This window comes from Sulfuricella sp. (assembly GCF_035531155.1).
Lineage (GTDB): Bacteria > Pseudomonadota > Gammaproteobacteria > Burkholderiales > Sulfuricellaceae > Sulfuricella.
This window is the reverse complement of record NZ_DATKTK010000026.1, coordinates 18,708-41,827: the sequence shown is the minus strand read 5'-3', so window position 1 is coordinate 41,827 and position 23,120 is coordinate 18,708. Positions and strand designations below refer to the sequence as shown.

At 56.6% G+C, this 23,120-nt stretch carries 25 protein-coding genes; 2 read left to right on the top strand and 23 right to left on the bottom strand.

Features of this window, described 5'->3' with window-relative positions:
- Positions 1 to 15 precede the first annotated feature (15 nt).
- The 21 genes from VMV64_RS04465 to soxX form a co-directional block, all read right to left on the bottom strand.
- Positions 16 to 1,302 (bottom strand): glycosyl transferase, encoded by a 1,287-nt coding sequence (locus tag VMV64_RS04465; RefSeq protein ID WP_325328746.1) that lies wholly within the window; start codon positions 1,300 to 1,302, stop codon positions 16 to 18.
- A gap of 4 nt (positions 1,303 to 1,306) precedes the next feature.
- The gene (locus VMV64_RS04460) at positions 1,307 to 2,428 is read right to left on the bottom strand and encodes an acyltransferase (protein WP_325328745.1); all 1,122 of its coding nucleotides are present in this window, start codon (positions 2,426 to 2,428) and stop codon (positions 1,307 to 1,309) included.
- Positions 2,412 to 4,007, bottom strand: coding sequence for a glycosyltransferase family 4 protein (locus tag VMV64_RS04455; RefSeq protein WP_325328744.1), 1,596 nt, complete (start codon positions 4,005 to 4,007; stop codon positions 2,412 to 2,414). Before VMV64_RS04455 ends, VMV64_RS04460 begins: the two co-directional genes overlap by 17 nt.
- Positions 4,008 to 4,021: 14 nt before the next feature.
- Positions 4,022 to 5,824: a class I SAM-dependent methyltransferase gene (locus tag VMV64_RS04450; protein ID WP_325328743.1), complete on the bottom strand. Its 1,803-nt coding sequence runs from the start codon at positions 5,822 to 5,824 to the stop codon at positions 4,022 to 4,024.
- A gap of 25 nt (positions 5,825 to 5,849) precedes the next feature.
- Positions 5,850 to 7,427: a methyltransferase domain-containing protein gene (locus VMV64_RS04445; RefSeq protein ID WP_325328742.1), complete on the bottom strand. Its 1,578-nt coding sequence runs from the start codon at positions 7,425 to 7,427 to the stop codon at positions 5,850 to 5,852.
- Between the two features lie 4 nt (positions 7,428 to 7,431).
- On the bottom strand, positions 7,432 to 8,706 hold the full coding sequence (locus VMV64_RS04440; protein ID WP_325328741.1) for an ABC transporter ATP-binding protein: 1,275 nt from the start codon (positions 8,704 to 8,706) through the stop codon (positions 7,432 to 7,434).
- A complete protein-coding gene (locus VMV64_RS04435; RefSeq protein WP_325328740.1) occupies positions 8,696 to 9,067 on the bottom strand; it encodes a DUF86 domain-containing protein in 372 nt (123 codons plus the stop codon). Before VMV64_RS04435 ends, VMV64_RS04440 begins: the two co-directional genes overlap by 11 nt.
- Entirely contained in the window at positions 9,060 to 9,353 is a 294-nt protein-coding gene (locus tag VMV64_RS04430; RefSeq protein ID WP_325328739.1) for a nucleotidyltransferase family protein, read from the bottom strand. The genes VMV64_RS04435 and VMV64_RS04430 overlap by 8 nt, the downstream gene beginning before the upstream one ends.
- Positions 9,354 to 9,616: 263 nt before the next feature.
- A complete protein-coding gene (locus VMV64_RS04425; RefSeq protein ID WP_325328738.1) occupies positions 9,617 to 10,417 on the bottom strand; it encodes an ABC transporter permease in 801 nt (266 codons plus the stop codon).
- 5 nt (positions 10,418 to 10,422) lie between these two features.
- Positions 10,423 to 11,034: an adenylyl-sulfate kinase gene (cysC, locus tag VMV64_RS04420; protein ID WP_325328737.1), complete on the bottom strand. Its 612-nt coding sequence runs from the start codon at positions 11,032 to 11,034 to the stop codon at positions 10,423 to 10,425.
- 69 nt (positions 11,035 to 11,103) lie between these two features.
- Positions 11,104 to 11,373 (bottom strand): type II toxin-antitoxin system RelE/ParE family toxin, encoded by a 270-nt coding sequence (locus VMV64_RS04415; RefSeq protein WP_325328736.1) that lies wholly within the window; start codon positions 11,371 to 11,373, stop codon positions 11,104 to 11,106.
- Positions 11,357 to 11,581, bottom strand: a complete 225-nt coding sequence (gene relB, locus VMV64_RS04410; protein ID WP_325328735.1) for a type II toxin-antitoxin system RelB family antitoxin — start codon at positions 11,579 to 11,581, stop codon at positions 11,357 to 11,359. Before relB ends, VMV64_RS04415 begins: the two co-directional genes overlap by 17 nt.
- Before the next feature lie 150 nt (positions 11,582 to 11,731).
- A complete protein-coding gene (locus VMV64_RS04405; RefSeq protein WP_325328734.1) occupies positions 11,732 to 12,955 on the bottom strand; it encodes an ABC transporter permease in 1,224 nt (407 codons plus the stop codon).
- Positions 12,956 to 13,022: 67 nt separating this feature from the next.
- Entirely contained in the window at positions 13,023 to 13,406 is a 384-nt protein-coding gene (locus VMV64_RS04400) for a GxxExxY protein (RefSeq protein ID WP_325328733.1), read from the bottom strand.
- A 19-nt stretch (positions 13,407 to 13,425) separates the two neighbouring features.
- Complete coding sequence (locus tag VMV64_RS04395) at positions 13,426 to 14,154, bottom strand: ABC transporter ATP-binding protein (protein ID WP_325328732.1); 729 nt, start codon at positions 14,152 to 14,154, stop codon at positions 13,426 to 13,428.
- A complete protein-coding gene (locus VMV64_RS04390; RefSeq protein WP_325328731.1) occupies positions 14,154 to 15,320 on the bottom strand; it encodes an efflux RND transporter periplasmic adaptor subunit in 1,167 nt (388 codons plus the stop codon). Before VMV64_RS04390 ends, VMV64_RS04395 begins: the two co-directional genes overlap by 1 nt.
- A gap of 218 nt (positions 15,321 to 15,538) precedes the next feature.
- A complete protein-coding gene (soxB, locus tag VMV64_RS04385; RefSeq protein ID WP_325328730.1) occupies positions 15,539 to 17,254 on the bottom strand; it encodes a thiosulfohydrolase SoxB in 1,716 nt (571 codons plus the stop codon).
- 106 nt (positions 17,255 to 17,360) lie between these two features.
- Entirely contained in the window at positions 17,361 to 18,191 is an 831-nt protein-coding gene (gene soxA / locus VMV64_RS04380; RefSeq protein ID WP_325328729.1) for a sulfur oxidation c-type cytochrome SoxA, read from the bottom strand.
- 74 nt (positions 18,192 to 18,265) lie between these two features.
- Complete coding sequence (gene soxZ / locus VMV64_RS04375) at positions 18,266 to 18,580, bottom strand: thiosulfate oxidation carrier complex protein SoxZ (protein WP_325328728.1); 315 nt, start codon at positions 18,578 to 18,580, stop codon at positions 18,266 to 18,268.
- A 49-nt stretch (positions 18,581 to 18,629) separates the two neighbouring features.
- A complete protein-coding gene (gene soxY / locus VMV64_RS04370; protein ID WP_325328945.1) occupies positions 18,630 to 19,100 on the bottom strand; it encodes a thiosulfate oxidation carrier protein SoxY in 471 nt (156 codons plus the stop codon).
- 23 nt (positions 19,101 to 19,123) lie between these two features.
- Positions 19,124 to 19,483 carry a sulfur oxidation c-type cytochrome SoxX gene (gene soxX / locus VMV64_RS04365; protein ID WP_325328727.1) on the bottom strand — a complete coding sequence of 120 codons (360 nt, stop codon included), beginning with the start codon at positions 19,481 to 19,483 and terminating at the stop codon, positions 19,124 to 19,126.
- 277 nt (positions 19,484 to 19,760) lie between these two features.
- On the opposite strand from soxX, the gene VMV64_RS04360 reads away from it, so the two are divergent.
- Positions 19,761 to 19,964 carry a putative motility protein gene (locus VMV64_RS04360; RefSeq protein WP_325328726.1) on the top strand — a complete coding sequence of 68 codons (204 nt, stop codon included), beginning with the start codon at positions 19,761 to 19,763 and terminating at the stop codon, positions 19,962 to 19,964.
- A 38-nt stretch (positions 19,965 to 20,002) separates the two neighbouring features.
- Here the strand turns inward: VMV64_RS04360 and VMV64_RS04355 are convergent, their stop codons facing one another.
- Entirely contained in the window at positions 20,003 to 20,881 is an 879-nt protein-coding gene (locus VMV64_RS04355) for a fructosamine kinase family protein (protein ID WP_325328725.1), read from the bottom strand.
- Between the two features lie 87 nt (positions 20,882 to 20,968).
- Here VMV64_RS04355 and VMV64_RS04350 point away from each other — a divergent pair, with 87 nt between their 5' ends.
- On the top strand, positions 20,969 to 21,568 hold the full coding sequence (locus VMV64_RS04350; RefSeq protein ID WP_325328724.1) for a DUF938 domain-containing protein: 600 nt from the start codon (positions 20,969 to 20,971) through the stop codon (positions 21,566 to 21,568).
- Positions 21,569 to 21,585: 17 nt separating this feature from the next.
- Here VMV64_RS04350 and VMV64_RS04345 read toward each other — a convergent pair whose 3' ends face one another.
- Positions 21,586 to 23,055: a protein adenylyltransferase SelO gene (locus VMV64_RS04345; protein ID WP_325328723.1), complete on the bottom strand. Its 1,470-nt coding sequence runs from the start codon at positions 23,053 to 23,055 to the stop codon at positions 21,586 to 21,588.
- Positions 23,056 to 23,120 lie beyond the last annotated feature (65 nt).

Genomic DNA, 23,120 nt, shown 5'->3' with positions numbered 1-23,120 from the left:
TTCTGGCCAACGTCGTCAACGCCTGGTCATGGCCCGTCGTATTCGTACAATCAGACCGCGTACGCCCTCCCGCCTCAACACCCTTAGCACCTGAGTGCCGAGAAGACGTGCCTGCTTCATGTCCGTGGCGGCGCTCCGGAGGCGGGCAGCCAATGGAGGCAAAGCGCCCGCCGGCGGGGCGATCGAGGGTATCAATGGTCCGAATACTTGGGACCAGTCGGCATTCGCCAAGGGCGTGGGAAGAAGCTCGGGGTATTCCTTTGACCCTCGCTGCCGACACCAGCCGGCATAAGTCTCATCATCACCATGATCCGCGGCGAATGGATCCGGATACCGCCGCTGTAGATCCGCACGGCTGCGGAAGATGAGACGATGGGCACGGCCAATCTTCGCGCAATCGTCGAACTGACCGAAGGCCCAAGGCCGGCGGGAAAGAGGGTCGTTCCGCCAGCCGCTGGTTTCTTTTTCATACCAGCTTACCAAGGCGCTGACCGATGAGTTGGCCGCGCAATATTTTCCGGTCATGATACGATGGGCGCCGCTATCGAAACCGGTAAAGTGATAAAAACCCAGCGGCTCGCCGTCCACCCTGAAACCCTCTTCCAGATTGCCGGACATTTCCCGGGTGGTGAGGTTCCAGGGCGCCACGTTGAATCGGGATGACCGTATGACCTCGACCCCGTCGAACAGGGCTGGCGCCAAATCAATCCAGCGCTGATCGGTGAAGAGACCATTGGGAATATCGTCGCGGCAAAAATAATAAATCCTGTCCGCCCACCAACGGGCAAAGGCTCGTCCAATAGATGATGGACGAACGCCGATGAAGCCGAGATTGTAAATCCCATGCTTGAGGCTGCATATCTCATTGTCTATCACCTGAGCCAAGCCAACCTCCGGCTTGTTCTGGTGGGGCGTCAACAGAATGTCGGATTCCCCTAGGCGGCCAATAAGATCGTCGAGGCGCGAAAATAGCACCATGTCGGGATCGAAGTAGAAAACCCCGCCGCAATCCGGCCGATCCAGCAGCCGACTCAGGACGAAGGGCTTGATCGCTGTGGACAGCTCGACAATGTCATGGGTAAAGGCCCAGCGCCGCCAATCCGGAATATCCAGCGTGTCGATGGGCATGATCTCGTCCCAAGCTTCGCCTCGAAGGAGTTCGGGATCGGTCAGACGATCCGAAAGGGCGAGCACCAATCGTATCTCGGGGTGATGGCGTTTGAGGGATTGGATCAGCAACCTGACTTTGGGGAGATAGTTGCATGCAGCGCTGGTAAACGCATAAAGCTGAGGTTTTGTCATGTGCTTAGGGGAGACTCAGGTTAAGTTGGCCTTGCGGCTTTAATCGAGCGCTACGCATCCATGATCTCTCAAATAAGTAATATGAGAGGGTCGCCAGAATGATAGTCACAAACAACGTCCATACAAGAAACGGGAAGCCGGGACCAACACCTAATCGCTTAAGCGAAAAAATGACCGGTAGATGCCACAAATAAATCCCGTATGATATTTCCCCAAGAAAATCCAATGGCCTCGACATGATGCGCGGCACTTTCCATGGCCAGAGAGTCGCGCTGAGTATTATGGCGCAGGCCGCCGCACCAATCAGCGTCCGGAAGAAAATTACCATCCAGTTATTCGGCCAATAGTCTGCATGGTTTATGTAGATGGAGAACATAACGATGCCCGTAACAAGGCCGCCAAGAATAACTATGGCGTAATGCTGTTTAATCCATTCTGCGACACTCACATATTTAGGGTCGAGCATAATTTTGCACAGCAAGATGCCCAGAACGAACTGATCGAGGGTTCCGGGTAACTGAGTCGTATATTGAAACAGCAGGAAGGCGCCTTGATCGCCCAGCAACCCGAAAACAGCCGCTCTCCATGCCCAAGCAATCGTGAAGAATGTAGCGATCAATACAAGAGCGCTCGTTCTGACAATCCAGGGCAGAACGAGTGCCACGAGAAAATAAAACTGCATCTCAACGCCGATGGACCAGTTGACGCCATTAATCGAACCATGAGTTCCCGGAAACAGGTTGTGGATAAACAGCAGATGCGTCACGCCGTGCCAGAGAATTCCTTTGATTGAAACAGACATCCACTCCGGCTGCACCAGCGTCACATACATCGCCGATGTCAGCAGGTACAACGGAACAATACGTGTCAGACGCCGCCGCCAATAATGAGATTTCCAATCCACACCCTGGGTATGGTATAGGGACCAGGCGGAATAAGTAATGACCAAGCCACTAATGACAAAGAAAAGGTCCACACCCATCCATCCGATGCGGCCCCAGAAAAACAATCCGCTGGTAGGATAAGTCGTCCAGTGGGTGTGCTCGATGACGTGGTAAAGCACCACGCTTAGGGCCGCGAAACCACGCAGCTTGTCAAGATTAGCGAACCTAGGGGTTGCGGACATGATCTTTATACAGCTCTTCGGTCGCCTCAAGGATACTTTCCGGGCTGCCGAGTGGAATTACCCGTCCGTAGGCATATTGGGCGACTCTTTCTCCTGGAGCCCCCAGATCGAATGTAAGGACAGGGAGTCCCATTGTAATCATTTCTTCCGTTACATATGAGAAAGTTTCGGGCCAGATGGACGGAAAGAAACCGACGTTTACCCCATGGGTTTCCAAGAGCTCCGGCAGTTGCTCCGGGCGGTAGGGCCCCGTGATCGTGACCGATTCCTTGGGCAGGTCATACTCGATCGTCCCGATAACGACGATGTGGGCCTTTTTCCCGGCGATCCGAATGTGATTCGCCAAATCGCGCACCACCCCACCCCCTTTGTGGTAGCCAATTTGACCGATAACCCCAATCACAGGCCAGCCAGGATCCTTCAGAGCGACTTTTCTCAGTCGAACATGGTCGAGGGTGTGGGGCACGACGCTTACCCGCTCCGGGTTGATTTCGGCATGGGCACGAAGCAGCAGATTCCGGGTTGCATAGGAAAAACAGCGAATTTCGTCGGCTTCTTGGAGCAGGGCGCCCCAAGCCGCTCTCCAGGAAACAATATCGATTCCGCGGGCGAACTCCAGGAAAGGGGAAGCGTTTGCCGGCAAGCAGCTTGCGCAGACGGCCGTATCCGGGATGCCGCAATACTTGCCGGCGTCGTTCAGCAATAGCCACGAGGGACAGATGCAGTAGTGATCGTGCACCAGGAAAAGAAACTGCTCGATCCCCTTCTGCCTTAACCAGTTTGTCAGCGCATCCACCAAGGCGATCGGCGCCGGGAAGGAAAGGATATTGTTGAAAACCACGCGCCCGAAATTCGCGCCGGACAAGGTCTCGAATAGCACATTCAAGTCCTCGACATGAGCAGTGCGGGTCCGCCTCCCCCGTTTCGCAATCAATTGATAAGCGAGTATGCCGTGATGAGCGGAGAGGAGGATGGGCGCAAAGCCCTCTGCGGCAAGGCGATGCATGAGGGAATGCCGATAAAGATTCGCCCCGCCCCCAAGATCGTGATCGATAACCAGCGCCAGGGGTTTTCCTTCCGCTTCCACCCACTGCAGCAAGCGCACGGGATCCCAACCCGAAGAGAAAAAGGCGAGGATCATCCTGGCCAACTTGCCCAGCAGCAGCCCCGACTGCCCTTGACGAACGAGTTGCATGCCCCGCGTGAAGTAATGCTTCCACGGGAGTGCCATGATGCGCGCCATCCCTCGGCTGGGCAGCACATGGCGCGGGAGAGGCGCTGCCAGATGTATCCGCCTGTTGTCCGGCCACTCCAGGACCAAGGAGAATGCATCTTGAGAGCCGGGCACTTCTTCCAAGGCGCCGTAAAGAACGAAATCGATATACGTATAACGCCCCTCGCCACTTCGATAAAGCTTCCCGAATATCGCGGGAATTTTGCCGACACCGCCACCCTCTCCATGTCGGACTTCCAGCCATGCCTTGCTGGGCGGCTCGCCTGAACCTTGCAGCTTGCCCCAGCCATGAAGGAGGGAGTGCCTCGTCTGAAGGGATTCGATATCTGCGGTCCAAGAACTCAAGCGCCATGCCTCCGTTAGCGTTTTGCCGAATCGCTCGGCAGCAGTGAACGCAATACATTCCAGAATGCCCGAAGGGGTTTGGTGATTTGCCAGGAGACCGTGGCCTTGACGCGGGCAATCTCTCTTCTCAACGCGATGATTTCTTCGGCGTAGGTGGGCGGCGAGGTAAACGAACGCAGCGGCCCGTCCAGCAATTCGGCGAGAGAGGCTCCATGCCGACGCAAGCCGTAGACGGTATCGTGCAAGGTTTCCTCAAGCGCAACGGCAGCACGATAGTCCGCGTCGGAAAGATTTTGCCCCAGGGATGCCAGCACCCCACTCACCACTTCACGGAACGTCAAGCTCGCAAGGTTCGGGGAGCAAGGACAAGCGGAAAGCGCATTGACCAGTCCCCTGATCAGCACCCAGGCAAGGAGTACCGGCAGCTCGGATCGCCATTCGTCATCGATCTCGACCAGGGCGCCCGTGACGTCCCGCACAAAGTTGGACGGAATGGCATCCAGGCATTCTCCGGGCAGCACCATCGTATGATCGGGTCCGGGCTGGGCCATGGCGGCAAGACGCTCCACCCAGGGCGCCGCCCACCGCGCCACTTCCGCCACGCCGCCGCCCCGCGCCATGATGGGTTGCAGTTCAGTGACGTAAAGCCGCCCGGAAATGTAGGGGGCATGGGGGGGCAGCCGATGCCGGAAGCATGGGCCATTGGCTTGAATCGAAGCAGACATATGGTGAAAGAGATGCCGCTTGGCGACGGCAATGCTGGCGCCCACCGGCAGGAAAGCCGTTTCCGTGGCATAGAAGGGCACCCGCTCCGTGCTGTAGAGTCGGGCGAGCCAGCCTGGATGGGAGCCGTCTGCGGGAGATTCCTTGCGGGCAAGCACCAGGAAGGAATTTGCAAGCCCCGGCATGAGCCTATTGCGCGCCAAAGACTGCCAGGCGAGACTCTCATGAAACGCCCGGTCCGTGCCCCCGCCGTAGTCACGGCTGAAGGCGCGGTACAGCAAATCAGCGGGCCGAAAATCGTCTCGCGCGAAGGCATCCTCCGCCAAGATAAGGTTGGGCAGTTTATAATCGGGGAAAGGATAATAAAACGCCAGATCGGCGAAACCGGCGGCACGCAGCCGGGCCTCCAGTTCACGCCTACCAAAGGTTACCGGTGTCCCCGCGTCGTAAAGGCCATTGATGCCGAAATAGGGCACCCCGGTGTGATCCTCGCTGCAGCCGTTGAAATATTTGAGGCCCAACTTGTTTTCGATCGCAAGGATGAGAACACCATCCTCCTTCAAAAACGACAAGGCATGCGCCAGACAGGCTCCAATCGGGTCATCTGACTCGATGAACAACGGGGCATATTCGAGGACACCAATAAGAGTGACGTAATCGAATTTCTCCTCAGTCCTGAAATCGGCGAGGTTGTCGCAATAGATCGCAACATTAGGCCGGTCTCGACAACGCTCTGCAGCAATTTCTGCTCGCCGGTAGCTGCCTTCAACGGAAACGATTGTGGCCCCAGTTTCGCCAAAGTAACGAGTTATCGCGCCGCAGCCGCAACCTAGTTCAAGGATACGATCAGTGGGTTTGAACAAAAAGGGACGTAGCAGGTTGTGCCGAACGGGGCTCAGGTGGTATTCACTCGGCCAATCGGTGATGTGTGGCAGAAGCTCCTCGGAAGTCCCGCTTACATCGCGGCACTGCCGGAGCGCCGCCAGCAACCGGTGCTCGACGGCATCGCCGTCTGAGTAGGCAATGCCGTCGTGGGATGGCGTCACCCATATTTTGAGTTCGGGGTTGAAGGAGTATGGCCGTGCTTCTGTCATGGGAATAGGATGGGGTAATCCGCGTTCATGGTAGTCCTAACAACGACGTCAGCCGCCGAAACAGCCCGGCGCTCTGGGCTCTTTCAGGCTCGGCCTCTTTCTGCCGTGCGATGCCAATTCCAGAAATACGTTCCACCAGATATTCCTGATAGAAGCCGGCTGGGTCGAAATGGCTCAGTGATTCAGGCGCGCGCAAGAAGCCGTACCCCGGCTCAATGTGGTTGTACTGGGTGTGCCACCCCCGCACTGCGCGCTCCTCGGGATTGAATCTGGGCTTGCGTTCGCCCAGCACCTTCTTTTCCCCATGACTATGGGAGCGCACGGGATAGTGCCGCAGCAGGAATTTGTAGGGGAACACCCTGCGGCCCGGAAAGTCCGCATCGTGGCCGCCGCTTTTGGCGAGGGTGAGCGGCTGGCCTAGATTCTTCCAGGCCTTGACCTGCTGGAAATGGCCGGGGCGGCGACCGAACTCCCAATGGGTGAAATAGCTACCAAAATCACTGCCCGAAACAAAGCTGTTATCGATCGGGGGGAAATCAATCACCGTGTGATCCACCGCATTGAACCCCATCCGGTCCACATATTGCAACGCCTCCCTGAGCCGAATCTCAGGCCAGGGGGATTCCCGGATCTCATCCACGTCATGGTGGATGAACCAGTCGGCGGGAATGGTCCGGGCCAGTTCTTCTACCCTCGCCAGCAGCCTGCCCAAGTCGAAAGTCCCTGTGCTACCCTCGGCTGGAAAGCGTTCGATGCCGATCAGCCCCTTGCCCAGTAGCGGCTCAACCGCCGCTACGGTGCCGTCGGTGGACCAGTTGTCGATCAGGTAGACCTCTATGCCCGCACGCAACAACCGGCTCACCGAATGAAAAACAATGTCTTCCTCGTTATACGCCGTCATGAACGCGACCACCCGGAAGTCGTCGTTCGCGGCCATATCCCTCCGCGGCAGACGGTTGCCGTGCAGAACCGACAAGATCGTCTTCTTTTCCCGGTCGTGGTCATTGTTGCAGGTGAGCCCGAGGAAGGCGATTTTGAATGAAAACGCCTCCAGCAGTTGCAACAACTCGGCCCGGTTCCACTCGCGCACATGAGCCGGGTTTGCGGGGGGGCCAATGTCGTCCAAGCCCCTCACCAGATCGCGTTCCGGCGTAGTCAGAATGGCCGCCGGGGCGTACTCGAGGCAATGGCTGAGGGCCAGCAGCAGCCCGGTGGGATCGGTAAGGTGCTCGATCACGTCCGAACACACGACAAGGGTTTTTTCCAGTATCTCCCGTGGCAACAAGTCCCCATGCTGCTTTTCCAAATCCAGGGACAGCCATTGCCCAAAGGGGTAATGGCTGCGGCAATAATCGATATTGGCGCCGGAATCCACCCCGGCCAGCTTGAACTCAGGGTGCAGTTTGAGCAATTTGTGGCCGCGGCCGCAGCCGATATCGAGGATATGGGTGCAGCCGAACTTGCGCCCGAGGTAACCCGCCAAAGCGTAAACGTCCGGCTGATGGACTATCCCCCCGCAGTTGACCAGAGAGTCCTCGAAATAAACACTCGCCCCCCTGACCACATAACCCGGCTTGATGAAAAAGCTTTCAGCGTGTTCCATCAGGTTAGCATTCCCTTTCCAGAGAGACGACAGCGGGTGGGGCGAAGACACCGTAGCGCGGTTTCCCCATAACCTCGAAAGGCAGATAGTCGGTACGATGATCATGGGCCACCGATACCCCATCCAGCCCGAATGCTTGCGACCCGACAGACAGCAGGTAATGGCCCGGATTGAGAAACATCGGCAGCCGAAAAACAATGTTCAGTATTTGTCCGGGCTGGGGCGACTCGATATGAACATCTTCCATGAGTGTGGTCGTGCCACACAAAGGGAGGCCTTTCAGATCCTTAATGACAAACGACATGAATGGGCGAAGGTTGCCCCGATGGCTCAGCACCCTGATTTTTACAAGGCATTCATCCCCGTGGTGCAGCAGTTGAGTTGGCCTGCCGTCCAGAGTGAACAACCCGGCTTCGATTATTTCCGTTTCCCGCGAGCCATAACGTACCTCCGACAGATTGGGCTTGAACATCCCCTCCCAAAACCGACGAGTGTCAGCACCTGTCCCCAAGGAGCCAGACACCGGTTCCTGATGCTGAATAGTTGCTAACAACCTGCGGTAATTGTCGATGGCCACCTGAGGACTCCCGGATTCCACCAACCTGCCACAGTCTAGCAAAATCACCCGCTCGCAATGCGCAGCCACCAGGTCCAGGCTGTGAGTGACAAACAAAATGGTCACCCCTTTCTCCTGAAATTCCCGGAACTTCCCGAAGCACTTGGCTTGGAACTGGGCATCACCCACGGACAGCGCTTCATCCACCACCAGGATATCCGGCCCGACGTTGATGGCGGCGGCAAACGCCAGCCGCACATACATTCCACTCGAATAGGTTCGGACTGGCTGGTCGACAAATTCCCCGATGTCCGCAAAAGCAACGATGCTGTCGAAACGTTCATCCATTTCGGCCTTTGTCAGGCCCATTACCGCGCCCTGGAAATAGACGTTCTCCCGCCCCGTGAATTCCGGGTTGAACCCTGCGCCCAATTCCAGAAGGGCGGAAACACGGCCATTGACCTGCACCACACCCGAAGTGGGCTTGAGAATACCGCAAATCAGTTGCAACAGGGTGCTCTTACCCGACCCATTTCGCCCAATGATGCCAACGGTTTCCCCTTTTTTGATTTCAAAGGAAACGTCCTGCAAGGCCGTGAATTCCCGGTGGAAGCGAACCCGACCCAAGGTAAGCGCCTGCTTGATGCGGTCGCCGGGGTGGCCGAAAATACGGTATTTCTTGGTGAGGTTTTTGACCGAGATGGCGATTTCGTCAGAGGGCATCCCGATTGCTTTCCTTTGTTTGTTCGCCGCTGAGGATCGTCTGTGTCGCGTCCAGCAGTAATGGGAGTTCTGTCTTTATGGCATTCCAGACGATTTCCAGATCGACGCCGAAGTATTCATGGGCGAGCAGGTTGCGGAAGTCCTTGATATCACGCCATGGCACCTCCGGGAAGTCAGCCTTGACTGTTTCCGGCAGTTTTCCAACCGCTTCGCCGATGATCTCAAATTCACGTATGACGGCTGCGCAGCGCATCCTGTCGGCAATGAAATGTTCGAAGGCAATGTCTTGAACATAGGACTGGATTGCGCGCCCAGAATCCAGTATGTCCGTGAGATAAAGCTGGTGATGGCGTTCAGGCATAGAGAACATCTTTTTTTATTGTCTCGTGCACCATCGGCTTCAATGCGCTCTCGATGCCAAGATCGACGTGTTTTCCAAGGTTTTCTTCAAGATATCGCTTGCACCCGAAGAAATTCCGCAAGGTTTTCTTCTCGGCCTGAAATTCGACGAGGATGTCGATATCCGAGTCGTCCCGTGCAGCTTGGCGTGCATAGCTGCCAAAAAGTCCGATAACCGCTACACCGTAGTTCAGTTGCATTTCCTGCTTGTGAGTTCTCAGGAAGGTCAGGATGTCATCTCGTGTCATGTCATGTCTCCTGCTGGAGGGGTTTGCTTTGTGTGATTTCTCTATATCTGTAAGCGAAAGCCGGGAAGCGAATGCCGGCTATTTCCCTATCCATCGCAGAGTCACACCTATTCCATTGGGTTAGCGGCTTCATGGTTCGACAGGCTCACCACCGACGGAGTAACCCAACATTCACTGGCTTCACAATGGATAGTTTCGCATTTCTCGCTGGCAGATGTCACTCTTTCCTCATGATTTGATGCCGTGACGTGCACCAGGCTTACTCACAGCGCATCGGCAAATTCCTCGCGGCTGTGCTGAAAGAAGGCATAACCGAGAATGGCCGCTGCCAAACCGATGGCCAGCGCAGTGCTCCAGGGAGCCCACGGAATCGACGTTCCCAAGGCGGCAGCCCGTCCAGCCTCTATCACCGCGCCGAGCGGATTGTGCAAATAGATGGGGCGCAGCACTTCAGGCACAGCGCTCACCGGGTAGAACACGGGCGACAAAAACATCAGCATCTGCACAAATAGCGGCACGATCTGGGTCATGTCCTTGATGAACACCCCCCAGGCGGCCAGAAACCAGGAAAAACCCAAGGCGAGCAGCAGGACGGGAATGAGCAGGAGGGGAAAAAGCAGTACCTGCCCGTGCAGATTTCCCGTCCAGGCCAGTGCCACCAGCAGGATGAGGAAATTGAATGCGCCATGCACCAGCCCTGCGCCGAGGGGAACCAGGGGCAGAATATTCACCGGAAAGATGATTTTTTTTACAAAACTGGGGTAGCCGCGCACCGCCGAGGGCGAGCGGGATACGGCCTCGGCAAAGATATTGAATACGATCAGACCGCTATACAGGATCAGCCAGAAGGGCAGCCCCTCCTGCTGCTGGGGCCAGCGCGCCTGAAAGATATGGCCGAAGACGAAGGCGAAAATACCCAGCATCAACAGCGGGCTGAGAAAAATCCACAGCACGCCGAACATCGCGCCCCGGTAGCGCAGCAGCACATCGCGCTTGATGAGCTGGCCGAGCAGGTAGCGGTGGCGCCAGATATCGGCAACGATGCGCAGGGGATTGAAAACCATTTTGCTCATTGCGGCTTGGGAATCACTCCGCGACCCTGCAGATAGCCGATGACCTGATCCACACATTGATCCAGCGGCATGCTACCCGTATCGACGGTCAGTTCCGGATTTTCCGGTTCTTCATAGGGGGAGGAGATGCCGGTGAAATCGCGAATCTCGCCGGCACGGGCCCGGCGGTACATTCCTTTCACATCCCGATGCTCACAGATTTCCAGCGGACAGCGGCAATAGACTTCGATGAAATCGCCTGAGGCCGTCAGGTTGCGAACCTTGAGACGATCCGTGCGGAATGGGGAGATGAAGGCGGTCAGCGCAATCACGCCGGCTTCGACAAACAGCTTGGCCATTTCGCCGATGCGGCGGATATTTTCCCTGCGGTCTTCCTCGGAAAATTCCAGGTCACCACACAGACCATGACGCACATTATCGCCATCGAAAACAAGGGTTCGGCAACTCATCTGGTGCAGCCTCTCTTCAACCGCGTGCGCCAATGTCGACTTGCCGGCACCGGAAAGCCCGGTAAACCATACGATCACACTTTTGTGGCCGTTGAGCTGTTCTCTGCGAGCGCGCGTTACCGTGGCATGGTGCCAGACAGTGTTGGTGCTTTTATTCATACCGCAACGCCTCCACCGGCTTGAGCATTGCTGCCCGCCGTGCCGGGGCACAGTCTCGCAGCCGGGAACTCACCGATACACTTCCCGCCGATTGCCTACCCGCACAACGAGGACTCGCAAGGCTTCATCCTCGATGGCACAGACAATTCGATAGTCCCCCACGCGGTATTTCCAGAAGGCGCCAAGGCTCGCTCCCTTCAACGCTTCGCCAATGCTGCGCGGGTCGTCCAGTGCGGCAACACGTTCAAACAGGAACTTAAGTATCCTTTTGGCGTGTTGCGGGTCGAGCTTGTCAAGCTCCCGATCGGCGGCGGGAGAAAACTCAACCCTCCAGGCCATGGCGCTTCATCACGTCCTCAAGCGGGATGGTTTTTTCCCGTCCAGCGCGTATATCCTCTAGCCGCTTCTCGGCCAGATACACATCCTCCAAGTCATCGAGGTATTCAAGGATGGCCTCGCGGGCGTAAAATGTTTTGGTACGCCCGGTACGCCGAGCAAGTTCATCAAGGCGGGATTCGATTTCTTCAGGCAGTCGAATAGCAAGCATGTCAGTAACCCTCCGTTATTGATATACAAGTATATCCGCATTCTTGACGGTGTCAACTGACACGCCCTGGCCTTTCGCCAGTGTTGCTACGCAGAGCGGACAAAATACAGAGAAACCCATCAGGCTCCGAAGCATCTCCTCACGAGGAGGTCATTCATACCGCAACGCCTCCACCGGCTTGAGCATCGCCGCCCGCCGTGCCGGGTAGTAACCGAAAAATACGCCGATCGCGGCAGAAAAGGCAAACGACAGCAGGATCGACCACACCGTTACCACCACGGCCATTTCCGCCATCGAACTGACCAACCAGGCTCCACCAACACCAAGGAGCACTCCAACCAACCCGCCGACTACGCAGATAATCAGCGCTTCAAGCAGAAATTGTAACAGGATGTCTCGGCGGCGCGCACCGATCGCCATCCGGATGCCGATTTCCCGGGTGCGCTCGGTGACCGATACCAGCATGATGTTCATGATCCCTATTCCACCTACCAGCAAGGAAACGGAGGCAATTGCTCCCAGCATCAAGGACATGGCCTGCGCCGATCCGGCTGCGGACTGTGCCACTGAAGTCAGGTTGCGGATCATGAAGTCATCCTCCGCTCCCTCAGCCAGGCGGTGGCGCTGACGCAGTAACTGGCCCATCTCCCGTTCCGCCTCATCCATCACTTCGGCGGATTTTCCTTGTACCGAGATATAACGCACCGTACCGGGGAACTGGTTGCCAAAGAGCTTGCGCTGGGCGGTGGTGACCGGCACCACGGCAGTGTCGTCCTGGTCGCGCCCATCCAGGCTCTGCCCCTTGGCCGAGAGCACGCCGATCACCAGGAACGGCATGTTTTTGATGCGGATGCTCTTGCCGGTAGGATCTTCCTCTCCAAACAGATTTTTTGCCACCGTCTGACCGAGCAGAACGACCCGGGTCGCGCCGCGCACATCGCTTTCCTCGAAAGGATGGCCGGAATCCAGGGTCCAGTTGCGCACAGTCAGATAATCAGGAGTGGAGCCGGTCACCACCGTACTCCAGTTGTTCGAACCATAGGCCAGCTGCGCGCTGCCCGGATAGACCGGGGCAACCGCCTTGACCGACGGGACTTGAGCGAGCGCCTGCGCGTCGCCGACGGTCAGGGTAGGCACGCTGCCCGTACCGAAGCGCAGTCCGCCTGAAGTGCTGGCGCCGGACAAGACGATGAACAGGTTGCTGCCCATCGAGGCAATGGATTGGTTGACGGTGTATTGCGCCCCTTGGCCGACGGCGAGCATCAGCACCACCGCCGCCACGCCGATCACCATGCCGAGCATGGTCAGCGCGGTGCGCATGCCGTTCATCGCCATGGCGCGCCAGGATTCGGCGAAAATCGCGAGAATTTTCATGACAGAAAGATTAACCACGAATGACACGAATGTTCACGAATCTGCACGAATACATCAAAATAGGAAATCATAGAACGACCCGCTGGTATTCCAAACGAGGGTTGGCAAAGTTAAATACCATAGCCAAATTCAGGCCGGTTGCCTTGAGATAATTAAGTGTCTGGGCCTTATGGGAATCAGATATTTCACTTACTGTTTTGAGTTCCAGAATAATCTTGCTCTCGATCAGAATATCCGCGTAATAAGTGCCGACGGATTCGCCGTCAAACAATACAGTAATCGGAGCCTGCTGCACCGCATTGATTCCTGCTTTGCGAAGTAGCACCATCAGTGCATTCTCATACACTTTTTCCAAGAACCCATTTCCCAGCCTGGTATGAGCCTGCATGGCCAACCCCACGATTTGGTAAGCCAGTTCCTGATGAAGTATTTTCGTCTGATTCGTGTTCATTCGTGAACATTCGTGTCGCCTAGAGGCGCCTACTTTCGGCATTCGTGGTGAATGAACTGACTTTTCCATCATGCGCCACCCGCCCGTCCACGAAGCGCACCATTCGGTGAGCATAGCGGGCGATATCAAGCTCATGGGTCACCAGGATGACGGTCATGCCCTGTTCACGGTTGAGGCGGGTGAAAATCTCCATGATTTCCTGGCTGGTGTTGGTGTCCAGGTTGCCGGTGGGTTCGTCGGCCAGGATCAGCGGCGGGCGGTTGATCAGCGCGCGGGCGATGGCGACGCGCTGCTGCTGACCGCCGGAAAGCTGGTTGGGCAGCGATAGGGCAAATTTTTCCAGACCGGTCTGGCGCAACATTTCCAGGGCGCGTATGCGGCGTTCAGCCCGCCCCAGGCCAGCATAAAGCAGCGGCAGCGCGACATTGTCCAGCGCGGTGACGCGCTTCAACAGGTTGAAGCCCTGGAACACGAATCCGATCAGGCCGTTGCGCAGGTGTGCCAGTTCGTCCGGACTCAGCTGCGCCACATCCCGACCATTGAGAAAGTAATGGCCGCTAGTGGGCGTATCAAGACAGCCCAGGATATTCATGAAGGTGGACTTGCCCGAGCCGGACGGCCCCATAATGGCGACGAATTCGCCTGCAGCGATGCTCAGGTTGACGTCGTACAGCACCGGGACGACGCGCCCGCCGGCAACTTCATACTGCTTGTGCAGGCCCTCGACGCGAATCAGGGGATCAGCCATTACATCATCCTGAGGCCAAAGCCGGGACCTTTTTCTTTCTTGGCGCCTATCTCTCTGACTATCAGCGGCTCCCCGAGCTTGATGTCGTCTCCCAGCACTTCAGTGTAGGAGCCATCAGAGATGCCGGCCTTTATCCTCACCGGCTTCGGCTCCCCTCGCTCGAGCCGGTAAACGGTAGCGCCGCCGCGCCCTTTGTCTTTCCTGTTGTTGTTCTTGGCGGCGGTCTCGCCGCCTTCTTCCTTCAGCGGCTTGAAGCGTAGCGCCGCATTCGGCACGCGTAGTGCGTTTTCATGCCGGCTAACGATGATCTGAACATGAGCGGTCATGCCCGGCAACAACACTTCATCCGGGTTATCCACCGCCACCACCACGTTGTAGGTCACTACATTCTGCTGCACGGTGGGATTAAGCCTGACTTGTTTGACGCGGCCTTCAAACTGCCGGTCGGAAAAGGCGTCGACGCTAAAGTGCACCGGCAGGCCGATCCCGAGGTTGCCGATATCCGCCTCGGCTACGCTGGTTTCGATCTGCATCTGCTTGAGATCGCCCGCGATCTGGAACAACGTCGGCGTCTGGAAGCTGGCCGCGACCGTCTGGCCCACATCGATGCTGCGCGCCACCACCACCCCGGAAATCGGCGAACGGATCACGCTATAGTTCAGGTTGGTGCGGGAACGCGCCAACTGGGCTTGTGTGAGCTTGAGCTGGGCCAGTCCCGACTCCAGCTGCTGCCGAGCCTGGTCCACGCCGTCCTGGGAAATAAAACCCTTCTGCTGCAATGCGCGCGCTCGCACTTCCTTGGCACGCGCCAGGGTCAGTCCGGCCTCCGCATTGGCGACGTTGGCCTGGTCCTGCTTGAGTTGGGCTTCGAACAGGGCGGGGTCGAGCTCCGCCAGGATTTGCCCTTCTTTCACCCGGCTGTTGAAATCCGCATTCAGCTTCTTCACCGTGCCGGACACCTGGGTGCCCACGTTCACCAGCACCACTGGGCTCAGGGTGCCATTGGCCGAGATGCTCTGGACAATATCGCCGCGGTCAACCGCCTGGGTTTTGTACTTTTCCTGGGAGGGGTTGGCGCTCTGGGTCTTCCAATAATAGGCTCCGCCGGCAGCGACGATGAGCGCGAGAATGACGAGCGGGATGCGGATGGAACGGGCTGAGGGCATAGGCATCTTCGACAAAGAAATTTTTGTCCTGAAAACTACTATTATCCACGGATGAACACGGATTAACACAGATAAAAAAATGGTTGGGCATAAACCGTTTGCCGCCAGAAGGGTGGGCCATACGCCTTATGTAACCCATTGATAATCTGTGTACATCCGTGTAATCCGTGGATAAACTTTTCTAGGATTACGGCAGTTGCCCGCCTATCTTACCCTATTCAGGCGATGCCGGCATTGCCCTCCACCCCGATCAGCCTGGGCAGATTGAGCTTGCGCGGCGTGATCACCTTCTTGTCGCGCAGATAAGTTGCCACCACATCCCAGATCGGCTCGCCGCTGGCACCTTCGGCCACCGGCGCCCAGCCCGCCACCTTGTATTTCTTGTTGGGATCGAGCGCCTTGCCTTTCAGGCTCATGTTGTTGATGCGCTTGCCGAAGCCCTGGCGCAAATCGCAGGTATAGCTGATGCCGCCGACGCGCACCATGTCACCGCCCTGCTGCTTGTAGGGATCAGCGTTGAACAGGTTGTCGCAGACATCTTCCATGATGTCCTTGATCATCGTGCCGCTCATTTCGGTGAGGGTGGTATACGGATAGGTAATGGCGGTCTGGTCCATCACGTGCTCCATGGTGATGGTGTCGCCCGGCAACAGCGAAGTGCCCCAGCGGAAGCCGGGAGAGAAGGCAGCGTCCGCGCCTTTCACTTCCATCAGGGCATCCAGTATCAATTGATCGAAGGTGCCGTTGAAGTTACCGCGGCGGTACAGCGTTCCCTCGGTGACGGCCAGCTTCTCCGCCAGCTTGGCTTCGTAGGGCGCGCGAACTTTCTTGATCAGCCCCGCCATTTCCGCATCCGGCTCGATCAGGTTAGCGAACACCGGCAACAGCTTGTATTTGAAGCCAGCCACCTTGCCATTCTTTACGTCGAAATCCAGCACGCCAAGAAACTTGCCATTGGAACCGGCATTGGTCACCAGGGTCTGCCCTCTGGCATTCTTGATGATGGACGGAGCGGGTATGCCGTCGTGGGTATGGCCGCCAAGGATGGCGTCGATGCCGGTGACGCGGCTGGCCATCTTCAAATCCACATCCATGCCGTTGTGGGACAGCACTACCACGACTTGGGCGCCCTTGGCGCGAGCCTCATCCACCATCTTCTGCATATTGTCGTCCTGGATGCCGAAGCTCCAGTCCGGGGTCATGTAACGCGGGTTGGCGATCGGCGTGTAGGGGAAGGCCTGGCCGATGATCGCAACCGGAATGCCATTCATGCGCTTGATGACATAGGGCTGGAACACCTGGTCGCCGAAATCGTTGGTCTTGATGTTCTGCGCCAGAAAGTCCACCTTACCCTTGAAATCGTTATCCACAATCTGCTTGACGCGCTCTGCACCCAGGGTGAATTCCCAGTGGCCGGTCATGATGTCCACACCGAGCAGTTTGCAGGCATCCACCATGTCCTGGCCATTGGTCCACAGCGCGGTGGCGGAACCCTGCCAGGTATCGCCGCCATCCAGCAGCAAGGCCCCCGGACGGTTGGCGCGAACTTTCTTCACCAGTCCGGCGAGGTGGGCAAAACCGCCGACCTTGCCGTAGGTACGGGCGGCCTTTTCGAAATCGAGGTAAGTGAAAGCATGGGCTTCGACCGTCCCGGGCTGAATGCCGAATGACTTGAGCAGCTGCTCTCCCACCAGGTGCGGCGGTTTATTGAGGCTGGTACCCAGGCCGATATTCACGTTGGGTTCACGGAAATAAATCGGCATCAACTGAGCATGGCAATCGGTAATGTGCAGCAAAGAGACATTGCCGAATGAAGGTAAATCGTAGAAGCTTCCAGCATGGCTGGCAGACAGGGCCTGCCGGCTGTTCAGGGCGAAGCCGGATGCGGCGGCTACTGCCAGGATCTGCAGAAATTCGCGGCGGTTCATGGACATGGGAACTCCAAATCAGGGTAGAGAGGCACGAGGCGAGGGACAAAAGGAAACCGCGAAGCGACAACCGCCTCCAGCCTCCAGCCCCGCGCCTCTGGCCCGAAGTGGTTTACTTGCGGAACACCGGCGTCTGCATCGGCAGGCCGTTGCTCATATAGGTGAGGAAGTATTCCAGGTTGTTGTACTCTTCGCTGTTGAATTCCAGCGGTGCTGCTCGAACATTTTTCTGGCACTGGCGAAAACGTCCTTGCAGCGTAACCAGTTCCGTTCCGGCACGAAATTCCGGCCAGTGCGCAGCCTGCCCGATCATCGGGGAGAGCTGTTCGCTACGGATGAACTTACCGACATTGTCGATATGGCAAGATGCACATGAGAAATTCAGCTGTCCACGGCGGCTATAGTAATGTGTCTTGCCTTTCTCGTACGCCGCCAAGGCAGCAGGGCCCTCCACCTTGACCTGCACTTTCATTCCGTCCGACAAACTCTTTACGTATGCCGACAGCAACCCGAGATCATTGCCGCCATATTTCAACTCCGCCTCGCCGTTCGCCTTCAGGCAGGCATTGAGCGCATTCTCGAAAGTGATGACCTTGCCGCTGGCATTATCGAAATAGGGATAGCTGCCAGCTACATTCTTTCCGCCATTGGGAAAGCACGAGGAGAGCTTCTTACCGTTCTTGAACGGCTTTTCCCATATTTTCCTGCCATCATCGACATCATTAACGAAAGGCGGGAAAATCATGATGCTTTCATACTGATCCAGGGCGTCTTTATTCAACGCCAGGGCGCCCAGCACATAATCCTCAAACTTTACGCCAGGAAGATGCTGCTTGTAATGCTCGCTCAAGGCCTTGCGATCGTCGGCAGGCCCGGCGCTCGCAGCAAGGCTGGCACCCAGAAACAGACAGGCCAGAAAAGCGGTGAGTCTCCGTCTCATCATCAATTCCTTTCGCAGAAATCGTTATAATTTTTTGTGTGAAATTGGCCGGACGAGAAGCATCCGGCCAGGCTCGATCAGGCAATAGCTGCTTCGCCGCTCATCTTTTCGCCTTTGTTGTCCACCGCATTGATCACGATTTTGTCGCCGGCCTTGGCACCCTTGATCTTGAAGCCCAGAAAGGGATTCTTGGAAATTGCCGCGCCCCACTGCGCTTCCAGTACGGTCTTGCCGTTCAGGGTGGCCACGACGTGATTGATGAAGTGGGCAGGAATCAATTGCCCGGTTTTGGCGTCCTTGCGCAGGCCGGTCTCCATGATGTGATTCATCAGCGCTTTCACATCGGCGACATCGCCTTGCAGCGTCGCGCGAATTTTCATTCCTTCAGCCATGTTCGTATCCTTGTCAAATAAAGTGAATATTCAAATCCATTCAAGCTGATCAACCGCCGCAGCCGCCGATCGTCACCTTGACTTCCTTGGAGGCGGTGTAAGCCTTGCCGCCGGCCTTCACTGCCACCCTGACGTGGGAGGTGTTGGCCATCTTGATGCGTGTAGAAATGTATCCTTCAGCGCCATTGGCAAACTCGAAATCAGCGATCAAGGGATTCTGGTTCTTGTCTACAAAGATAATGATGGAAGTGGTGCCGGGAATTTTGCTGGTCACTTCTACCGGAACCACCGCACCATTCTCGGCAATATCCGGCGCCTTGATCAGGATGTCCTTGCTCTCGGCGGCGCCAGCAACATTTACGCCCTTCATCGCATCCGTCGTGGTCGTGGCATCAAATGCCACCTTGTTCCATTCCGCTGCCAACACCTGACCAGGCTTGAGCAGGCCCGCCGCAATCGCGACCGCCACCGTCCCGGCAGCTCCGGTGCTCTTCAAAAAAGTTCTACGCAAGTGATTCATCATCCGATCTCCAAATAAAAAAGTTAAAGACTATGTATGTATTCAACGACCTGATCAATTTCCTGCTCAGTCAGTATCTGGTGCTTTCCGAAAGGCGGCATCGATGTTTTGGGGTTGGCTACAGTGGAATCCCAAATCTGGGCACGCAGTTTGCTTCGGTCAGGAAAGCGCTCCTTCATCATGATGAAGGGTGGCGCTATGTTACCGGGCGACTCGGCCTTCGGATCATTGGGGATCGCATGGCAGGCGAGGCAATTGCCCTTCGCCTTATCAAATACGACCGCCCGTCCAGCGGGCTCCTTTGTGCCCTCGGCCGCCATGGACAGGTTCGCGATACCCAAGCCGGCGATCAGCGCAAACAAAAGTGTCGATTTTTTCCGCATCACTCCTCCTTCTCCGTTTTGTCGAGCATTCTCCGAAGGCATCCGTTTTCCTTGGAAAGATTTGCTGTTTGTGTAAAGCAAGCATACTGAATTTATCTTGGGCAAAGCAAGCTTTTTTTTAATTTTTTTGTTTTATTTCCGATAGTTAGTACAAATGTACCAGGTAAATTAGCATATGACCAATTACCAATTAAACTGGCAGCGATCATTTTAATCGCATGAAAAACTGTCCTGTGCTATATTCAAAATTGAAAATTTATTTCAATGGGAAACTGCCATGGATATTTCCAGCGCATCGTCTGTCAGCGCACTATCAGGCCAATCGGTAGGCAACTCGGTCGAGAATGAAGTTTTGAGGAAGTCCCCGGAAATTCAGGCGCAAAACACCGCGGCACTCATCAATTCCGTACCGCAACCGACAAAAACCTCCGCCGCGAACATGCCCTCCCACTTGGGGCAGAACGTCAACACTACGGCCTGACTTCAGTTCCTTGCCACTGCGGTACACGAAGTGTGGGGCTATCCTGCCTCGCTCAACAGCTTTTCGATCATCCCTTCCGCTTGTCCAAGATAGCCTTCGCCAAACATATTTAGATGATTGAGTATGTGGTAAAGGTTGTATAACGACTTTCGCGCGGGGTAGCCGGAATCGAGAGGGAACGCTTCGCGGTAGGCCGCATGGAATGCCGCAGGAAAGCCGCCGAACAGCTCAGTCATCGCCAGATCCGTTTCCCTGTCGCCGTAGTAGACCGCCGGATCAAAAATAACCGGCTCACCGCTAGCGGCGTAAGCATAATTTCCGCCCCACAGATCACCGTGCAACAACGACGGCAATGGTGCATCGCCGGTAAAAAACCCGTCCAGCCTCACCAGCAAACGCTCCCCCTTGCGCTGCAGTGCACCGCCATAACCGTTGCTCGCTGCCAGCGCAAGCTGGCACCCGAGCCGCCGGTCACGCCAGAACTCCGGCCAGTTGTCGGCAGGTGTATTGACCTGGCACGTGGAACCGATCGTGTTGTCACGCCGCCAGCCGTACTGTGTCCCGCGGACCCGGTGCATGCCGGCCAGCTGGCGCCCCAGATCTTCTGCCCGCCCCTTCCTGCCGGAACTGAAATCAATATATTCGAGCACCAGAAATGCAGAATCCGCAGCGGTTCCGGTACACACCGGACTGGGAACGCGGATAACGCCGGTTCCCGCGATTTCACGCAGCCCGTCGGCCTCCGCCTCAAACATGGCCAGACCAGACATACGGTTAACTTTGACGAAGAAGCGGTGCGCACCGTCCTCGACCGAATACGTTGAATTGATGCATCCGCCCCCGGTGGCGCGGCATTTCCGGACGGTAAAATCTTCCCCCGTTGCAGCCTGGATTGCTTTGCCGATTGTCTGCCACATCGCTTTATTTCCCATGGTTCATTTTACCCACTGAAGTTCGCATGTAAAATTCGCGCCATACCCGTGCAAATCCATTACCATCAATACATGAAACCTTACGCCGAATCCTGCGAGCAGAATCAGGGACCCATACTCGAAGTCCTGCAGGAGATTTTTGCCAGCCAGCGCCGAGTGCTGGAAATCGCCAGCGGGACCGGCCAGCACGCCGTTTACTTTGGCCGGGCACTGCCGCACCTGACCTGGCAGACCAGCGAGCTGTCGCAGAACCATGCGGGCATCCAGGCATGGCTGGATGAATCTCTGCTGCCGAATGTGTTGCCCCCTGTTGCCATCGACATCAACGATCCCGAGTGGCCGATCGAAAGCGTGGACGCCGTGTTCAATGCCAACACCGTGCACATCGTTGCGTGGCAAGAAGTGGAGATTATGTTTGCAGGCATAGGCCGCGTTCTGGACGAAGGCGGAATCCTCTGTCTGTATGGGCCGTTCAACTACGGCGGAAAATTCACTTCCGAAAGCAATGCGCGATTCGACGCCTGGCTCAAGTCACGCGACCCGAACAGCGGCGTCCGGGATTTTGAGGCCCTGAATCGGCTCGCCGAATCGCAAGGGCTGTTGCTGCAGAAGGATGTAGCCATGCCTGCCAACAACCGGATCCTGGTATGGCAGCGCTCGCATCGCTCCTAGGAATCCCTAGAAACCCGTCACGACGAGCAGCTCACCGAAATATGCTGCGCCCAGTCCGGCGGCGGCGCGGCATAATCCGCCATCTCCGGCTGCTCGTCAAAGGGGCGGCTAAGCAATTTCAGCAAGCGATCCACTTCTGAAAAGTCGCGCTCCTTCTCGGCCTTGCCGATTGCGACTTGCGCCAGATAATTGCGCAGGATGTATTTGGGGTTGACCCTGTCCATGCGCACCTTGCGCTCATCGTCCGTGCCCGCCTCATTTCGCAACCGGGCGCGATAAGTTTCGGCCCAGGCATCGAATGCCGGGCGGTCGATGAATTGATCGCGCACCACGCTGTTCTGCTCGCCCGTTGCGGATTTGAAATACCCCAGGCTGCGGAACAGATGGGTATAGTCCACCTGGTTGGCGTGCATCAGCCCCAGCAGCGCCTCGATCAGTGAAACATCTTCTTTGCCTGTGTGGGTCAAGCCCAGCTTCTGGCTCATCAAGTCCACATAATGCTCGGCATAAGTCGGGCTATAGTTGCCCAGCACCGCTCTTGCCTCCTCCACCGGGATAATCGGCGTCAAGGCCTGCGCCAGGCAGGTCAGGTTCCACAGGCCGATTTGTGGCTGCCGGTCAAAGGCGTAGCGCCCGCCATGGTCGGAATGGTTGCAGACGTAACCCGGATTGTAGGTTTCCATGAAACCGAATGGGCCATAGTCGAAAGTCAAACCGAGGATGGACATGTTGTCAGTATTCATCACCCCATGCGAGAAGCCGACCGCCTGCCATTTGGCCATCAGCCTTGCAGTGCGCGTGACCACCTCGTTCAGGAAACGCGGATATTTGTCAGGCGCGTCGGCCAGCTCGGGAAAATGCCGGGTAATCACATAATCGGCAAGCAGGGAAATCGGTTCTGGCTGGTCCCGGTAGAAAAACACCTCGAACGAGCCGAAGCGCACGTGAGAAGGCGCGATGCGCGTAACCACCGCGGCACTTTCGACGGTCTCGCGCCAAACCTCTTCGTCGCTGCCGACAATGCACAAGGCGCGAGTGGTGGGAATGCCCAGGCCATGCATGGCCTCAGAACACAAGTATTCGCGGATGCTGGAACGCAGCACGGCACGGCCATCACCACTGCGTGAAAACGGCGTGGCCCCGGCCCCCTTCAATTGAAGATCCCAGTGCTCCCCGGCGCGATTCTTTACTTCACCCAGCAATATCGCCCTGCCATCGCCCAACTGCGGCACGAAATGGCCAAACTGGTGCCCGGCATAGAGCATCGCCAGCGGGTCGCTGCCGGGCAGCAAACGGTTGCCGATGAAATACTCGGCAAAGTCGGCGCGCATCGCTTCGTCCGCATCCAGATCAATCAATTTTGCCGCATTCGCGTTGAAGCTGACCAGATAAGGCTCGGGCAGAGGCGTAGGGTGCAGGCGGCTGTGGAAAGTGTCCGGCAGGCGCGCAAAGGTATTCTGAAAATCCAGCTGATCAAGTTTTTTCATGGAGCGATTCAATCCCGAGTGTATTACTGGGAGAATCGGGCCGACTCGGCTAGAATCAAGAGGAC

What these genes read in the sequence shown, in the direction of transcription:
- VMV64_RS04450 (WP_325328743.1), bottom strand. Translation starts at nt 5,824, where the DNA reads ATGACAGAAGCACGGCCATACTCCTTCAACCCCGAACTCAAAATATGG.
- VMV64_RS04405 (WP_325328734.1), bottom strand. Translation starts at nt 12,955, where the DNA reads ATGAAAATTCTCGCGATTTTCGCCGAATCCTGGCGCGCCATGGCGATG.
- VMV64_RS04360 (WP_325328726.1), top strand. Translation starts at nt 19,761, where the DNA reads ATGGATATTTCCAGCGCATCGTCTGTCAGCGCACTATCAGGCCAATCG.
- soxY (WP_325328945.1), bottom strand. Translation starts at nt 19,100, where the DNA reads ATGAATCACTTGCGTAGAACTTTTTTGAAGAGCACCGGAGCTGCCGGG.
- VMV64_RS04400 (WP_325328733.1), bottom strand. Translation starts at nt 13,406, where the DNA reads ATGAACACGAATCAGACGAAAATACTTCATCAGGAACTGGCTTACCAA.
- VMV64_RS04460 (WP_325328745.1), bottom strand. Translation starts at nt 2,428, where the DNA reads ATGTCCGCAACCCCTAGGTTCGCTAATCTTGACAAGCTGCGTGGTTTC.
- soxB (WP_325328730.1), bottom strand. Translation starts at nt 17,254, where the DNA reads ATGTCCATGAACCGCCGCGAATTTCTGCAGATCCTGGCAGTAGCCGCC.
- VMV64_RS04415 (WP_325328736.1), bottom strand. Translation starts at nt 11,373, where the DNA reads ATGGCCTGGAGGGTTGAGTTTTCTCCCGCCGCCGATCGGGAGCTTGAC.
- VMV64_RS04345 (WP_325328723.1), bottom strand. Translation starts at nt 23,055, where the DNA reads ATGAAAAAACTTGATCAGCTGGATTTTCAGAATACCTTTGCGCGCCTG.
- VMV64_RS04355 (WP_325328725.1), bottom strand. Translation starts at nt 20,881, where the DNA reads ATGTGGCAGACAATCGGCAAAGCAATCCAGGCTGCAACGGGGGAAGAT.
- soxZ (WP_325328728.1), bottom strand. Translation starts at nt 18,580, where the DNA reads ATGGCTGAAGGAATGAAAATTCGCGCGACGCTGCAAGGCGATGTCGCC.
- soxX (WP_325328727.1), bottom strand. Translation starts at nt 19,483, where the DNA reads ATGCGGAAAAAATCGACACTTTTGTTTGCGCTGATCGCCGGCTTGGGT.
- VMV64_RS04350 (WP_325328724.1), top strand. Translation starts at nt 20,969, where the DNA reads ATGAAACCTTACGCCGAATCCTGCGAGCAGAATCAGGGACCCATACTC.
- cysC (WP_325328737.1), bottom strand. Translation starts at nt 11,034, where the DNA reads ATGAATAAAAGCACCAACACTGTCTGGCACCATGCCACGGTAACGCGC.
- VMV64_RS04425 (WP_325328738.1), bottom strand. Translation starts at nt 10,417, where the DNA reads ATGGTTTTCAATCCCCTGCGCATCGTTGCCGATATCTGGCGCCACCGC.
- VMV64_RS04440 (WP_325328741.1), bottom strand. Translation starts at nt 8,706, where the DNA reads ATGCCCTCTGACGAAATCGCCATCTCGGTCAAAAACCTCACCAAGAAA.
- VMV64_RS04430 (WP_325328739.1), bottom strand. Translation starts at nt 9,353, where the DNA reads ATGACACGAGATGACATCCTGACCTTCCTGAGAACTCACAAGCAGGAA.
- VMV64_RS04465 (WP_325328746.1), bottom strand. Translation starts at nt 1,302, where the DNA reads ATGACAAAACCTCAGCTTTATGCGTTTACCAGCGCTGCATGCAACTAT.
- VMV64_RS04390 (WP_325328731.1), bottom strand. Translation starts at nt 15,320, where the DNA reads ATGCCCTCAGCCCGTTCCATCCGCATCCCGCTCGTCATTCTCGCGCTC.
- relB (WP_325328735.1), bottom strand. Translation starts at nt 11,581, where the DNA reads ATGCTTGCTATTCGACTGCCTGAAGAAATCGAATCCCGCCTTGATGAA.
- VMV64_RS04445 (WP_325328742.1), bottom strand. Translation starts at nt 7,427, where the DNA reads ATGGAACACGCTGAAAGCTTTTTCATCAAGCCGGGTTATGTGGTCAGG.
- VMV64_RS04435 (WP_325328740.1), bottom strand. Translation starts at nt 9,067, where the DNA reads ATGCCTGAACGCCATCACCAGCTTTATCTCACGGACATACTGGATTCT.
- soxA (WP_325328729.1), bottom strand. Translation starts at nt 18,191, where the DNA reads ATGATGAGACGGAGACTCACCGCTTTTCTGGCCTGTCTGTTTCTGGGT.
- VMV64_RS04395 (WP_325328732.1), bottom strand. Translation starts at nt 14,154, where the DNA reads ATGGCTGATCCCCTGATTCGCGTCGAGGGCCTGCACAAGCAGTATGAA.